Genomic DNA, 14,248 nt, shown 5'->3' on the forward strand with positions numbered 1-14,248 from the left:
AGGAGTAACCGCCGTTCCGGGCCGGCCGATCCGGGCGCGACCGCGAGTCGCTCGACGCGGGCGTTCAGGCCAGGAACGGGAGCAGGCGATCCAGCACCAGGTCCGGCGCTTCCTCCTGCAGCAGGTGCCCGCAGGGGAGGGCGTGCCCCTCCACCCGGTCGGCCTTCTCCCGCCAGGTGGCGGCGACGTCGTAGAGTTCGCCGACCGTGCCCTGGGCGCCCCAGAGGGCGAGAAGCGGCGCGGTGATCCGGCGCCCGGCCGCGTCGTCGGCGGCGTCGTGGTCGAGGTCGATCCCGGCCGCGGCACGGTAATCCTCGCAGATCGCGTGGATGCCGCCGGGGGTGCGGTAGCAGCGCAGGTACTCCCGGATCAGTGCCTCGCTCGGGATGCCGGGCGTCCGGCTCTGGCCGGCGAGGTGATGGCGCAGATAGGCCTCCGGGTCGGCGCCGATCATCCGCTCGGGCAGGGGCGCCGGCTGGATCAGGAAGAACCACCATAAGTACCGGGTCGCGAAGGCGCGGTCGGTGCGGGCGTACATCGTCTGCGTCGGCGCGATGTCGAGGACGGCGAGGCGGTCCACCGCGGCGGGGTGGTCGAGGGCCAGGCGGTGCGCGACGCGCCCGCCCCGATCGTGCCCGACCACGGCGAAGCGCGCGTAGCCGCAGGCCCGCATCAGCGCGACCGCATCGGCCGCCATGGCCCGCTTGGCATAGGGCGCGTGGTCGGCCGTGGACTCCGGTCGATCCGAGTCGCCGTAGCCGCGCAGGTCGGGGGCGACCACCGGATGGCCGGCCTCCCGAAGCCGGGGCGCCACCGCGTGCCAGGTGACGTGCGTCTGGGGATGACCGTGCAGGAGCAGCAGCGGGATCCGCTCACCGCCGGGGGACAGGGCGACCCGGAGGCGGAGGTCGGGCAGCGCCACGTCGGCGAGATCGAAGCCGGACAGGAACGGGCAGGGCCCGCGGTCGAGGATGTCGGTCGGCGGCATGAGGTCCTGATCCCTACGCAGCACGGTTTCGGCCATTCGCGTGCAGCGCCCGCCCCGTCGCGCCGGACGATCTCCGGCATCGGGATCGGGACGCCCGCACGTCCCACGAGGTCCGCCGCCGGCCGAGAACCACCCGGACGGCCCCGCGAGCCGGTGCCCCGGCGAGACTGCCGCGCCTGTGCACCGAGGGCAATCCGGGTCCCTCCCACCGACGCATCGTCTGCGTCGGCGGGATCGTGCGTCTCAGCCCTTCCAGTTCTTCAACGCCGCGAAGGGGCTCAGCGCCGGATCGGCCGCCGGCGGGTTCAGCACCGGCTCGACCTGGGCGATGGCGTCGGCCAGGGAGAAGGCCGAGCCGCTGGTCAGCTTGCCGCCGGCGGCGTCCTTGTGGCCGCCGCCGCGGAAGCGCCGGGCGCCGTCGAGGGCGGTCTCGTTGTTGGAGCGGAAGGACATCGTCCCGGCCCGCTGCACGTTGAGGACGCGCTTGGCCCGGCCGCTCTCCATGATGAGATCCGAGACCCGCTGGAAGGTGCCGGAATCGAGCCCGAAGGACATCAGCGTGCCGTCCGACAGGGGGTGGAACAGGTCCGAGCGGGCGAGCACGCGGGCGATGCGCATGCGGGTGGTGAGGCTGCGATCGTCCTCCGCATCCTCGGCGAGGTAGCCGTCGAGGATCGCCTTGCGCAGGGCCGGCACCTGACCCTCGATCACGGCCGGGGAGGCGCCGTCGCCGAGGAGGCGGGCCGCGCCGAGCAGGAGGTCGCCGACGAACCGGTCGTGCCAGGGATGGCCGATGGGCACGAGGTTCGAGACGTTGTCCCAGAACATCTCGTCGAGGCTCAGGCCGCTGCGGAAGGCCGGCCGGTCCTTGCGCCAGAGGTCGACGGCGTCGACCGCCGTCACCAGGGCGCCGAGGATCGGGTCCTCGCCGGTGGCGCGGGTCGCGTAGAGGGCCCGGTGCTCGTAGGCCATGCGGGTGGCGCAGCAGACCTCGTCGATGAGCACGACGATGTTCGGATCGTCCAGGTCGAAGCGCTGCAGGCTCGGCGCGGCCGGATCGGCCTGCGGGGGGAGGCCCTGCTCGCGCAGCTGGTCGATGGACGAGGCGTGGTGATCGAGGACGACGAGGTGATGCCGCGCCTCCGGCTCGCGGCGGCGGTTCAGGGCGGCGAAGTTGCGGATGAAGGTCACGGCCACCGCCTCGAGGCCGAGGTCGGTCATCAGGATCATCTCGGGCGCCGGGGTCTTCCCGAGGCGCTTCAGCTCGGTCTCCACCACCGGCCCGACATCGGAATAGCGCGGCACGTGCACGATCCGGGCGACGTCGGCGAACTGGCCGACCACCGTGGAGGCGCCGTAGCCGTCGAGGTCGTGGTGGGTGAGCTGGGTGATCTTCAAGTCCGTGTCCTCGGGCGAATCGCGAAGCGCGGGCTTCGGCTGTCCTGGGCGCCCTTATGCGTCACGGCCCCGTTCGCGGCGAGCCCCCCCGTGGCGCGCCCATCGCGGGGCCGCGTCGGTTCCGCGGTGGATCGCGCACGGGCAGGGCTTGATTCCCGGGCCCGGACCGGGATTCTGCGAACAGACCACGAACACCAACGCCCGAACGATCGGAGAAGCGTCCGCGATGGACCCGGACGACGCGGGGACGATCCGCAAGATCATCCACATCGACATGGACGCGTTCTACGCCTCCGTGGAGCAGCGCGACGACCCGGTGTTGCGGGGCCGGCCGGTGGCGGTGGGCGGATCGCGCGAGCGCGGCGTGGTGGCGGCGGCGAGCTACGAGGCGCGGGCCTTCGGCGTGCGCTCGGCCATGCCCTCCGTCACGGCGCGCCGGCTCTGCCCCGACCTCGTCTTCGTCAAGCCGCGCTTCGAGGTCTACCGGGCGATCTCGGAGCAGATCCGGGCGGTCTTCGCCGAGCATACCGACCTGATCGAGCCCGTGGCCCTCGACGAGGCCTATCTCGACGTGACGGAGAACCGGCAGGGGCTGCCGACCGCCACCGCGGTGGCCCGCGCGATCCGGGCCGCGATCCGCGCGCAGACCGGTCTCGTGGCCTCGGCAGGCGTCTCCTACAACAAGTTTCTCGCCAAGGTGGCGTCCGACTTCCGCAAGCCCGACGCCCTGTTCGTGATCACCCCCGCCATGGGGCCGGCCTTCGTCGAGGACCTGCCGATCGGGCGCTTCCACGGCATCGGTCCGGTGACGGAGGCACGGATGAAGGCGCTGGGCATCCTGACCGGGCGCGACCTGCGCGCCCTCAGCCTGGAGACGCTGACGAAGCGGTTCGGGGCCTCCGCGCCCTATTACTACGGGGTGTCGCGGGGCATCGATGCCCGTCCGGTCCGGGTCAACCGGATCCGGAAATCCATCGGCGCCGAGAATACCTTCTCGGAGGATTCGGCCGACTACGCGGTCCTCGCCGAGCGCCTGACGCCGATCCTCGACAAGGTCTGGGGCGCCGCCACCGCAAAGGACGTCCGGGCCAGAACGGTGACGCTGAAAGTGAAGTTCGCGGATTTCGAGCAGATCACCCGGGCCCGCTCGCTGCCCGGCTTCGTGCCGGACCACGCCGCCCTGGAGGAGACCGTGCTCACCCTCCTGCGCGACCTGCTCCCCCTGCGGCGTAGCGTGCGCCTCCTCGGGGTTTCCCTCTCAGGCCTGGAGCACGGGCCAGCTCCCGAGCCGCGCCAACTCGGCCTGGGCCTCTGATCCGGACATAGACGCGTTGGATCTGGACAAACGAAAGGGGCGCCACCCTCTCGGATAGCGCCCCCTCGGATCAGCCGGTCCCGCGAGCGGGACCCGCGATCTCCCTTAGTTGAAGGGATCGATCTCGGCGGACTCGTAGCTCGTCACTTCCATGCCGACGCAGACTTCCTGGACGATGGGGGCAGACCACTTCATGACGTCTCTCCTGGTTGGTTTGGGGTTGTGAAAGCCGAACCCGGATGGGTTCGATTCACCTTCAGACTACGACCGTGCCCCGAGGGGCCGCGGCTTAGTTGAAGGGATCGATCTCGGCGGACTCGTAGCTGGTGACTTCCATGCCGACGCAGACTTCCTGGACGACGGGGGCGGACCACTTCATGGGAAACTCCTTCGTGTTCGACGCCCTTGATATGCCGTTGTGTTGGGCACAATACAAGTGGGCGCTACACTTATATTTCTCATAGGATCGCGGGAAAAGTGCCGATCCGGCCCCTGGGCGTCGCCTGAAGCCCCAGCCAAAGGGCTGGAAAGCAGAGATATGATGCCGGAACGCGGGATTTGCGAGGGAGGCATCGCCGGCGCGGGACCGGCCTGGGCGGCAGAGGTGCCACGGCCGCGCAGGAAAGATCCGGCCGCCGCCGGTTTCGGCTTGACGCCCCGGGGAGGGGAGGCGCACTGACGCGCCGCCGAACGGGCCTGCGCGGGGGTTACGACTCACCTCGCGGCGCGCGCTTCGACTCCCTCTCGACGATTCCGATGCCCAGCGACAATCCAGACCGATCGCCCGCGCCGTGCGCGGCTGCCTCCGCTCCCTCCGCCTGACGCCCCGCTGACCGGGCCCCGGCGGCCCGGCGCGGGACGGCCCCTCACGGCCGGATCGCGCGCCCTGCGAGGTGAGCCCATGAACGAGATCGCTTCCTTCCCGACCGGCATCGATCCGGCGGTGCTCGCCGCCCGCCTGTCGGACGAGCGCGCGCCCGACATCGTCGAGGCGCTCAACGACGAGGCCCCGGAGGTCGCCGCCGCCATCCTGCTGGGCCTGCCCGTCGAGCGGGCGATCGAGGTGCTCGACCAGCCCGAACTCGACTGCGCCGCCGACATCATCGAGATGCTGCCGCGCGACCGGGTCGCCTCCTACCTGTCGGGCATGTCGGCCGACCGCATCACCGACCTCTTCCGCGAGATCGAGGAGCCCGGCCGCTCGGACCTGCGCGCCCGCCTCGACGCCGAGACCCGCGGCGCCGTCGACCGGCTGAGCACCTACGGAGAGGAGACCGTCGGCTCGCTGATGACGACGGAGTTCGTCGCCGTGCCGGGCAACTGGACGGTGCAGCAGACCCTCGACCACGTTCGCCAGGTGGAGAAGACCCGCGAGACCATCTACGCGATCTTCGTCCTCGACCCGCGCACCCGTGCCCTGACTAAGGCGGTGCCCCTGCGCCGGCTGATCTCGGGCAACCCGGGCGACAACGTGCTCTCGGTGGCGCCGAACCGGCGGCCGCTGGCGGTCTCGCCCACGGCGAGCCGCGAGGAGGCCGCCCGTCTGATCTCGAAATACGACCTCCTGGCGCTCCCCGTCATCGACGCGGTGGGCCACGTCATCGGCATCGTCACCGTGGACGACATGATCGACGCCATGGTCGAGAAGCAGACCCAGGACGTGCAACGCTTCGGCGGCATGGAGGCTCTGCCCGAGCCCTACATGGATATCGCCTTCGGCACGATGATCCGGAAGCGGGCCGGCTGGCTCTGCGCGCTGTTCCTCGGCGAGATGATGACCGCCACCGCCATGCAGGGCTTCGAGGGCGAGCTCGAGAAGGCCATCGTCCTGACCCTGTTCATTCCGCTGATCATGAGCTCGGGCGGCAATTCCGGCAGCCAGGCCACCTCGCTGCTCATCCGCGCCCTGGCCCTGCATGAGGTGCGCCTGCGCGACTGGTGGCGGGTGGCCCTGCGCGAGGTGCCGACCGGCCTCGTGCTCGGCACGATCCTCGGCGCGATCGGCATCGTCCGCATCGTGGTCTGGCAGAAGACCGGCCTGTACGATTACGGCGAGCACTGGATGCTGGTGGCGGCGACCGTGGGGGCGGCCCTCGTCGGCATCGTCACCTTCGGCTCGCTCACCGGCTCGATGCTGCCGTTCCTGCTGCAGCGCCTCGGCTTCGATCCCGCCACCGCCTCGGCCCCCTTCGTCGCGACTCTCGTCGACGTCACGGGCCTCGTCATCTACTTCTCGGTGGCGATGCTGATCCTGCGCGGGACGCTGCTCTAGGCGGCCTCAGGCCCGGGGCCGGAGGCTCAGGTCGCCGAGCACGGAGGTGGCGAGCCGGTCCGGCCCGATCTCGTCGGCGGAATAGCCGACGAGGGCGGCGAGGCTTTCGCGGGCCCGCCAGACGCGGCTCTTCACCGTGCCGATCTTGCAGCCCATCACCGTGGCGGCCTCGTCGTAGGTCATGTTGTCGATGGCCACCAGCGTCAGGGCCTGGCGCAGGGTCGTCGAGAGCCGGCCGATGGCGGCGTTGACGTCCTCGAGGTCGAGCACGGCGCCCTGCGCCGGCAGGGTCACCAGCTGGGCGGCGTAGCTGCCGTCGCTGTCCTCGACCTCGTGCACGCGTTTGCGCTGGCCGGAATAGAACGTGTTGCGCATGATGATGGTCAGCCAGCCGCACACGTTGGTGCCGGGCGTGAAGCTCTCGCGGTACATCCAGGCCCGCAGCATCGTGTCCTGAACCAGATCGTCGGCGCGGGCGGCGTCGCGCGTCAGCGAGAGCGCGTACTTGCGCAGGCCCGGCGCATGATCCTGGAGGCCTTGCCGGACCTCGGCCGTGAGGGTCTCGCCACGGGCCGCGAGTACTGCCTCCAGGCGCGCGAGCAGGACCGCGAACCGGTCGGGCTGGTCGTCATCGAGGGAAGCGTAGGCAGCGCGCAGGTGCTGCCCGAGGGTCTGCCGGATCGACGGCGTCAGCGGAGGGGCGTTCTCGGTAACGAGGCGGGTCGGTGCATCGGGTCCAGATTGCGATGTCATCCAGTGTCTTCTCATTCGGCCGGGAAAGGCGTGAGCCCGACCCCATCAGGTCCGAGAGAGTGTGCAAAACGAGGAACTCACTCGCATCAACACAGGTTAATGGGAAGACATTCAAAGAATTTTGCACGAAATCGTACGTCAAAGTCTGAATATAACCAGAGAACGGCAAAGTTTCGCAGCGGAAATTCTTTTCGGCAATACGCAAAGAACCCGCCACGGCCAGTGCCGGACGGGTCGAATCCAGGGAGGAACGCTTCATGCGTAGTCCTTCAACCCGGCAGAAGCGAGAATGTTCACTGCCGCGCGACCGCGACATGGCGACCACGTCCGTCCACCGTCCAAGACCGAGCATGAACATGGGCGCCGCTGCGGGCGCCCCGTCGACTCGAGAATCGGCCGGGCGCGCTCTCTCGGGTCAGGCGCCCTCGATCAGGCGGAGATATTCGGCCTCGGGGACGCCGTAGCTGTCCCCCGCCACGGCCAGCAGGCCGGTGCGGTCGAGAACGCCGATCCGCCCGCGCCGGGCCTTGATCAGGCGGTTGCCTTCCAGGAGCTGCAGGGCGAGGGTCACCGTCGTGCGCTGGACGCCGAGCATGAACGACAGGAAGTCATGGGTCACGGTGAGCTCGTCGCCGATGACCCGGTCGTGGCACATGAGCAGCCAGCGGGCGAGTCGGACCTCGATGTTGTAGCTCGCATTGGCGAAGGCGGTCTGCGCCGTCTGGACCAGGAGCGTCTGGACGAACCGTAGCAGAAGGTTGCGCAGCGCGAGGCTTTGCTCGGTGGCGGCCAGCAGGGCGGCGGCGTCGATGGCGAGCATCTCCCCGGCGTTCTGGACGAAGTGGTCGTAGGGCGTGCGGTCGCTCCCCAGGAGCACCGGGGCGGCCCCGACGACCCCTTCGGGCCCGATGATGCCGACCTCGACCTTGCTCGTTCCGGACGTCGTGATCGACGCGTAGCCGGCCTCCGGGAAGTAGAGATCCTGGATCGGTCGATGCGGATAGATCAAGCCCTGGCGCAACTCCGTCGGCATCGAACGCAGGTGCGGCTGAAGCAACCGGTAATCGCCTGGCGAGAGACGTTTGAGCAAGCGGTTACGAACGGCAGATTGCTCTAGCAGCGACACGGCCCTGTCCCTTGGGGCAAGAGCACAAATAGTCTCTTACGGACCCATACTCAGGAATATATACAAGCGATTTCTCGACTATCTGTACGATGCGCGACAAAGGCAAGCCCGCCCTGCGATCTGTCGGGTAGTCGACATTCCCCAAATGTCGGGCACCACACCAAAGGCGCAGAGTCCTGTCCGACCTAGCGTTTTGGGATTTATTAACGCCACGGTTCAGGGAATATCGCACCAAACCGAGGGGCTGGGCGGTGGCGCACGGGTCCGGCCGCTCTCGGCCGAGGCTCCTGCCGTCACGCCCGTCAGCTTCACGCGCAAGCGCAGGAGCCCGGAATCGGCCACAGGAGGAGCAGGACGCGGTGACGGGTTGGCTGAACGCGGGACGATGGGATCGCGCGCGTCGACGGGCGCCGGAGCCGCGCCCATGAGTCCGTCGGCCTCCGGTCCGGGGCTGCCTCGCCGCTTAGCCGTGTGCGATGACGACGATGTGACGGCCCCGCTGACCCGGAAGCTCGAGCGGTTCGGTGCGGTGTCGGCGGACGATCAGGCGATCCTGACCCGCCTCTGCATCCCCATCGGGTCCGTCGGAGCGCGAACCGAGATCGCGCGGGAGGGTGAGCGCCCCGACGGCGTCTTCGTCCTCCTCGAAGGCATGGCCTGCCGCTACAGGCTGCGGGCCAACGGAACCCGGCAGATCCTCGCCTATCTCGTGCCGGGCGATTTCTGCGACATCGACATCGGCCTGGTCGATCGCCGGGATCATGCCATCGCCAGCCTCTCGGCCTGCCGGTTCGGGCGCATGGATTTCGCGGCCCTCGGGGATCTCGTCGGGGAGCAGGCGCCCGTGATCAAGACTCTGCGGCAGGCGAACCTGGTCGACGATGCGACCCTGCGCGAGTGGCTGGTGAATCTCGGCTCGCGCTCGGCCATCGAGCGGATCGCCCACCTGTTCCTGGAACTGCTGATGCGCCTGCGGGCGATCGGACTGGCCCGGGACGACGGCTACGATCTTCCCGTGTCCCAGCTCGACCTCGCGGATTCGACGGGTCTCTCGACCGTGCACGTCAACCGCACGCTCCAGGACCTGAAACGTCAGGGCCTGATCGAGCTGCGCTCCCGCATCCTGACGATCCGGAACGTCCAGCGCCTGACGACCCTCGCGGGCTTCGATCCCCGTTACCTGTCGCTGGACTCCGCGACCTTCCGCTAGCGTGCGACCCGGACGGCCGATCCCGACGAACATCGTCGCCCTCCGGTGGACCAGGCAAGCTCCGCTCCGACGCATCCTGCGCGACGCCCCCCTTCGCCCGGCCAACCCGACACTCGACATCGGCGGAATGACTCCGCGGGCGCTGTGCCGCGAACCCGGGGCGGGCATCAGCCCCGCCGGCCGTCACGCGCGACACTGATCTCCGCCCGGCGACGTCCGCCGGATGCCGCGACGAAAAAAACCCACACGTCCGGACGGACGCATGGGCTTGGGTACGGGATCGGGCACGCAGCGAGGGGCGCAGGAGACCACTACGCGATCGGACGGGCGACCGGGTGGGCCGCTCGGATCTCTTCGGGAAGCGCCTGGAAGTCGATGTAACCGGCTTCACGCGCCATCGCATCGAGGGCAGAGACTTCGTCGAGCGCGCTGCCGGTCCAGAGCACGGCGCCATTCGACTGCTGACGGACCTCGAAGATGCTCATGATTCGTTAACCCTCTGCCAGGAAAGGTCTATAGTTGCCCTAACGTGACGGCAGGCAAAGAGTTGCCGACCCTCGGACCGGGCGGGGTGGATTCCAGACGCGACGCGGACGTCGCCAAACAGGTGAGGCGACGCAGACGTCGCCCAACAGGTGCGCCATGAAATCGCCGGTCTCGTCCCGCAAGCCCGTGCTCCCCGCCCTTGTCGAGCGCCCCGTCATGCGACCCTCTCGGCCCGCGCCGCTCGGACAACGGCTTCGTTTGACGCTGGCGATACTGGCTGCCGCTGCGTCGCTCGCCTCGGTCGCGCGCGCGGCGGAGCCGGCGGCGGTTCCAGACCCGGCCGCCGTCGCCCCGGCCGTGACGGTGGCATCGGCGCTCACCCGCGAAGTGGTGGAATTCGCCGTCGTGACCGGCACGCTGGTGCCCCGCGACGAGATTTTGGTGGCGCCGGAGATCGAGGGCCTTCGCATCACCGAACTGCTGGTGGAAGAGGGCGCCCAGGTCACCCAGGGCCAGACCCTGGCCCGGCTTTCCCTCGAGATGATCGCGACCCAGGAGGCGGCCAATGCCGCCGCCGTCGCCAAGGCGCAGGCCGCCATCATCCAGGCCCGGAGCCAGATCGTGCAGGCCGAGGCGGCCCAGGTCGAGGCGAACCTCGCCCTGGAGCGCACGCGCAGCCTGATCCGCACCGGGAACGCCACGGCCGTCACCCTGGAGCAGCGCGTCTCCGCCGCCCAGGGGAACGAGGGCCGGCTCGCGGCCGCGCGGGGCGGACTCCAGCTGGCCGAGGCCGATCTCGCCACCGCGCGGGCCCAGGCCTCCGAGATCGCGTTGCGGCGCGCCCGAACCGAGATCCGCGCGCCCGAGGCCGGGATCGTCAACCGGCGCACCGCCCGGGTGGGCGCTACCGCGACCGCCATCGGCGAGCCGATGTTCCGGCTGATCGCCCGCGGCGAGATCGAACTCGAGGGCGAGGTGCCGGAGGTCTGGATGCCGCGGCTCCATGTGGGCGACCCGGCCCGCCTGGACTGGGACGAGGGCCGGACCCTGAAGGGGCGGGTGCGGCGCATCGATCCGGAGATCGACCGCACGACGCGCCTCGGGCGCATCCGCGTCAGCCTCGACCCCGATCCGGGCCTGCGCATCGGCGCCTTCGCCCGCGGCAAGGTCGAGGTCGCGCGCCGGACCGGTGTCGCGGTTCCGCTCTCGGCGGTGCTCTACGGTGCGGATGGCGGCGCGAGCGTCTTCATCGTCTCCGGCGACCACGTCGAGGCCCGTCGGATCGTGCCCGGCCTCGCCGCCGGCGGTGTGCTGGAAGTCCGCTCCGGCGTGACGGCCGGCGAGGTGGTGGTGGCCCGTGCCAGCAGCTTCCTGCGCGACGGCGATCGCGTCCGGCCCGTGGTTCCCCCCATCAAGGCGGCCGAGGCCGCGACGCCCCCGGCGGCCGATGCCGCCCCTCGCTGATCGGACGAACCCATGCGCCTGAACATCTCGGCCTGGGCGATCCGCAAGCCGATCCCCTCCCTGGTCCTCTTCCTGGTGCTGGTGGTCCTCGGACTGGTCAGCTTCCGCGCGCTGCCGATCACGCGCTTTCCGAACATCGACATCCCCATCGTCTCCGTCCAGGTGCTGCAATCCGGAGCCGCGCCCTCGGAGCTGCAGACCCAGGTCACCAAGGTGGTCGAGGATGCGGTGGCAGGGGTAAAGGGCGTCAAGCACGTCATCTCGACGATCTCGGAAGGGCTCTCCAGCACCACGATCGAATTCCGCCTGGAGGTGAACAGCGACCGGGCGGTCAACGACGTGAAGGACGCCATCTCGAAGGTGCGGGTGAACCTGCCCCGCACCATCGAGGAGCCGATCATCAATCGCGTCGAGATCGCGGGCCTGCCGATCATGATCTACGGCGCCTCGGCGCCCGCGATGACGCCGGAGGACCTGTCCTGGCTCATCGACGACGTGATCGCCCGGCAGGTCCAGAGCGTGAAGGGCGTCGGCGGCGTCGAGCGCCTCGGCGGCGTCGCCCGCGAGGTCCGCGTGACCCTCAAGCCCGACCGCCTGCTGGCGCTCGGGATCACCGCCGCCGACGTCAACCGGCAGCTGCGCCTGACCGCCGCCGACATGGCGGGCGGACGCGGCGAGCTCGGCGGCCAGGAACAGTCCATCCGCACCCTGGCCGGGGCGGCCAGCCTCGACACCCTGGCGGAAACCTCGATCGTCGTGCCGGGCGGGCGCAAGGTCCGCCTGGACGAACTCGCCACCCTGGTGGACGGCTCGGAGGAGCCGCGCACCTTCGCGCGCTTCAACGGCGAGCCCGTGGTGGCCTTCGCGATCTCGCGCTCCACCGGCGCCAGCGACGCGGAGGTCGCTGTCGGCGTGGCCAAGCGCATCGCGGAACTCGGCGCCCGCCATCCGGGCGTGCGCTTCGACCTGATCGACACCTCGGTCACCAACACGGTGGGCAACTACCATTCGGCGATGCTGAGCCTGGTGGAGGGCGCCACCCTGGCGGTCATCGTGGTCTTCCTGTTCCTGCGCGACTGGCGCGCGACCCTGATCGCCTCGATCGCCCTGCCGCTCTCGGTGCTGCCGACCTTCTGGGTGATGAGCAGCCTCGGCTTCTCCCTGAACGCCGTCAGCCTGCTGGCGATCACGCTGGTGACCGGCATCCTCGTCGACGACGCCATCGTGGAAATCGAGAACATCGTCCGGCACATGCGCATGGGGAAATCCCCCTACCGCGCCGCCCTGGAGGCTGCCGACGAGATCGGCCTCGCCGTCATCGCCATCACGGCGACGATCATGGCGATCTTCGCACCCGTCTCCTTCATGAGCGGCATCGCAGGGCAGTACTTCAAGCAGTTCGGCCTCACCATCGCGGCGGCGGTGTTCATGTCGCTGCTCGTGGCGCGCCTGATCACGCCCCTGCTCGCCGCCTATTTCCTGCGCGACCACGGCCCCGACCACAGCCGCGAGGGACCGGTGATGCGGGGCTACACCCGCGTCGTCGCCTGGTCGGTGCGCCACAAGTTCATCACCCTGGTGCTCGGGCTGGCCTGCTTCGCCGGCTCGATCCTCTCGACGGGCCTGCTTCCGGCGGGCTTTCTGCCCGCGGAGGACGCCGCCCGCACCATCTTCGTGGTGGAACTGCCGCCGGGGGCCCGGCTCGCCGACACCACGCAGGTGACGGACGGCCTCGTGGAGCGCATCCGGGCCCTGCCGGAGGTGCGCAGCGTCTTCGTCGATGGCGGCCGCCAGTTGCCCGCGAAGAAGGAGGTCCGGCTCGCGACCTTCACCATCAACCTCACGCCGAAGAACACCCGCCACCGGACCCAGAAGCAGGTGGACATCGCCATCCGGGCGATCCTGCACGACGTCCCCGACATCCGCTTCTGGGCCCTGCGCGAGGGCGGCCAGCGCGACGTTACCCTGATCGTGTCCGGACCCGACAAGGTGGTGGTGGCCGAGACGGCGGCCAAGCTCCAGCGGGAAGCCGCGGGGGTGCCGCACCTCGTCAACGTCCTCTCGACCGCGCCCCTCGACCGCACCGAGATCCGCATCCGCCCGAAGGCCGGGGTCGCGGCCGATCTCGGCGTCACGACCGACCTCATCGCCGAGACCGTGCGGGTCGGAACCATCGGCGACATCGGGGCGAATCTGGCCAAGTTCAACACCATCGACCGGCAGGTGCCGATCCGCGTCCAGCTCCCCGAGCGCCTGCGCGGCGATCTCTCCCAGATCGAGACCCTCAAGGTGCCGGTGAAGGGCGGCGCGGCCGTGCCGCTCTCGACCGTGGCCGATCTCAGCCTCGGCCGCGGCCCGACCGCCATCGACCGCTACGATCGGTCGATCCGCGTCGCCCTGGAGGCCGACATGGAAGGCTCGGACGCGCTCGGCGCGCTCATCGGCGCCGTCCTCGCCCTGCCCACCGCCAAGGATCTCCCGCCGGGCGTCACGATCCGGCAGACCGGCGACGCGGAGGTGATGGGCGAGGTCTTCGAGGGCTTCGCCCTCGCTATGGGTGCCGGCCTGATGATGGTGTTCGGCGTGCTGGTGCTGCTGTTCGGGAACTTCCTGCAGCCGCTGACCATCCTGTTCTCGCTGCCGCTCTCCATCGGCGGCGCGATCCTCGGGCTCCTGATCTTCAACAAGCCGATCTCGATGCCGGTGGTGATCGGCATCCTGATGCTGATGGGCGTCGTGACCAAGAACGCCATCATGCTGGTGGACTTCGCCGTGGAAGAGATGGCCCGCGGCGTGGACCGCGCCACCGCGATCATCGATGCCGGCCGCAAGCGCGCCCGGCCGATCGTGATGACCACCATCGCCATGGCGGCCGGCATGGTGCCCTCGGCCATGGCGCTCGGCATCGGCGGCGAGTTTCGCGCGCCCATGGCCATCGCGGTCATCGGCGGCCTGATCGTCTCCACGGGCCTGTCGCTGGTCTTCGTGCCGGCGATCTTCGTCCTCGTCGATGACCTGTCGCGCCTGTTCGTGCGCGTCTTCGGCCGCTTCGTCGGACGCGTGGACGAGCCGACGGAGGGCGCGTTCGCGCTGCCGCCGACCCATTCGGCCAACGACCCCAAGCCGATCCTGCCGCCGCGCATCGCCGCCGAGTAAGCCGATGCAGGGCCTCCAAACGAAAAGGCCCGGACCTCACGGTCCGGGCCTTTTCGTTTGGCGTCCTGGAAAGGACGGGT

At 69.8% G+C, this 14,248-nt stretch carries 12 protein-coding genes; 5 read left to right on the forward strand and 7 right to left on the reverse strand.

Annotated features, from left to right (window positions below):
• Nucleotides 1-64 precede the first annotated feature (64 nt).
• Together AC1MGR_RS09330 and AC1MGR_RS09335 are read right to left on the reverse strand one after the other, a co-directional pair.
• The gene (locus AC1MGR_RS09330) at nt 65-988 is read right to left on the reverse strand and encodes an alpha/beta fold hydrolase (RefSeq protein ID WP_480234400.1); all 924 of its coding nucleotides are present in this window, start codon (nt 986-988) and stop codon (nt 65-67) included.
• A gap of 243 nt (nt 989-1,231) precedes the next feature.
• Entirely contained in the window at nt 1,232-2,386 is a 1,155-nt protein-coding gene (locus AC1MGR_RS09335; RefSeq protein WP_108036689.1) for a dimethylmenaquinone methyltransferase, read from the reverse strand.
• A 226-nt stretch (nt 2,387-2,612) separates the two neighbouring features.
• Here AC1MGR_RS09335 and dinB point away from each other — a divergent pair, with 226 nt between their 5' ends.
• A complete protein-coding gene (gene dinB / locus AC1MGR_RS09340) occupies nt 2,613-3,701 on the forward strand; it encodes a DNA polymerase IV (RefSeq protein WP_480234401.1) in 1,089 nt (362 codons plus the stop codon).
• A gap of 105 nt (nt 3,702-3,806) precedes the next feature.
• On the opposite strand, the gene pqqA (AC1MGR_RS09345) is transcribed toward dinB, so the two are convergent.
• Nucleotides 3,807-3,896 (reverse strand): pyrroloquinoline quinone precursor peptide PqqA, encoded by a 90-nt coding sequence (gene pqqA, locus AC1MGR_RS09345; RefSeq protein WP_056213663.1) that lies wholly within the window; start codon nt 3,894-3,896, stop codon nt 3,807-3,809.
• Between the two features lie 94 nt (nt 3,897-3,990).
• Entirely contained in the window at nt 3,991-4,080 is a 90-nt protein-coding gene (gene pqqA, locus AC1MGR_RS09350) for a pyrroloquinoline quinone precursor peptide PqqA (protein ID WP_019902976.1), read from the reverse strand.
• Nucleotides 4,081-4,602: 522 nt separating this feature from the next.
• On the opposite strand from pqqA (AC1MGR_RS09350), the gene mgtE reads away from it, so the two are divergent.
• Nucleotides 4,603-5,973, forward strand: a complete 1,371-nt coding sequence (gene mgtE, locus AC1MGR_RS09355; RefSeq protein ID WP_108036693.1) for a magnesium transporter — start codon at nt 4,603-4,605, stop codon at nt 5,971-5,973.
• 6 nt (nt 5,974-5,979) lie between these two features.
• On the opposite strand, the gene AC1MGR_RS09360 is transcribed toward mgtE, so the two are convergent.
• Both AC1MGR_RS09360 and AC1MGR_RS09365 read right to left on the reverse strand, forming a co-directional pair.
• A complete protein-coding gene (locus AC1MGR_RS09360) occupies nt 5,980-6,726 on the reverse strand; it encodes a sigma-70 family RNA polymerase sigma factor (protein WP_480234402.1) in 747 nt (248 codons plus the stop codon).
• Between the two features lie 415 nt (nt 6,727-7,141).
• Nucleotides 7,142-7,852 carry a Crp/Fnr family transcriptional regulator gene (locus AC1MGR_RS09365; RefSeq protein WP_108036697.1) on the reverse strand — a complete coding sequence of 237 codons (711 nt, stop codon included), beginning with the start codon at nt 7,850-7,852 and terminating at the stop codon, nt 7,142-7,144.
• Nucleotides 7,853-8,339: 487 nt separating this feature from the next.
• On the opposite strand from AC1MGR_RS09365, the gene AC1MGR_RS09370 reads away from it, so the two are divergent.
• Complete coding sequence (locus AC1MGR_RS09370) at nt 8,340-9,062, forward strand: Crp/Fnr family transcriptional regulator (RefSeq protein ID WP_480234403.1); 723 nt, start codon at nt 8,340-8,342, stop codon at nt 9,060-9,062.
• Between the two features lie 311 nt (nt 9,063-9,373).
• Here the strand turns inward: AC1MGR_RS09370 and AC1MGR_RS09375 are convergent, their stop codons facing one another.
• Nucleotides 9,374-9,547: a hypothetical protein gene (locus tag AC1MGR_RS09375; RefSeq protein ID WP_181259671.1), complete on the reverse strand. Its 174-nt coding sequence runs from the start codon at nt 9,545-9,547 to the stop codon at nt 9,374-9,376.
• 217 nt (nt 9,548-9,764) lie between these two features.
• On the opposite strand from AC1MGR_RS09375, the gene AC1MGR_RS09380 reads away from it, so the two are divergent.
• The gene (locus tag AC1MGR_RS09380; protein ID WP_480234404.1) at nt 9,765-11,012 is read left to right on the forward strand and encodes an efflux RND transporter periplasmic adaptor subunit; all 1,248 of its coding nucleotides are present in this window, start codon (nt 9,765-9,767) and stop codon (nt 11,010-11,012) included.
• Nucleotides 11,013-11,024: 12 nt separating this feature from the next.
• Nucleotides 11,025-14,168 (forward strand): efflux RND transporter permease subunit, encoded by a 3,144-nt coding sequence (locus tag AC1MGR_RS09385; RefSeq protein WP_108036701.1) that lies wholly within the window; start codon nt 11,025-11,027, stop codon nt 14,166-14,168.
• The last annotated feature ends 80 nt before the right edge of the window (nt 14,169-14,248 follow it).

It is taken from the genome of Methylobacterium sp. BI1 (genome assembly GCF_056680125.1).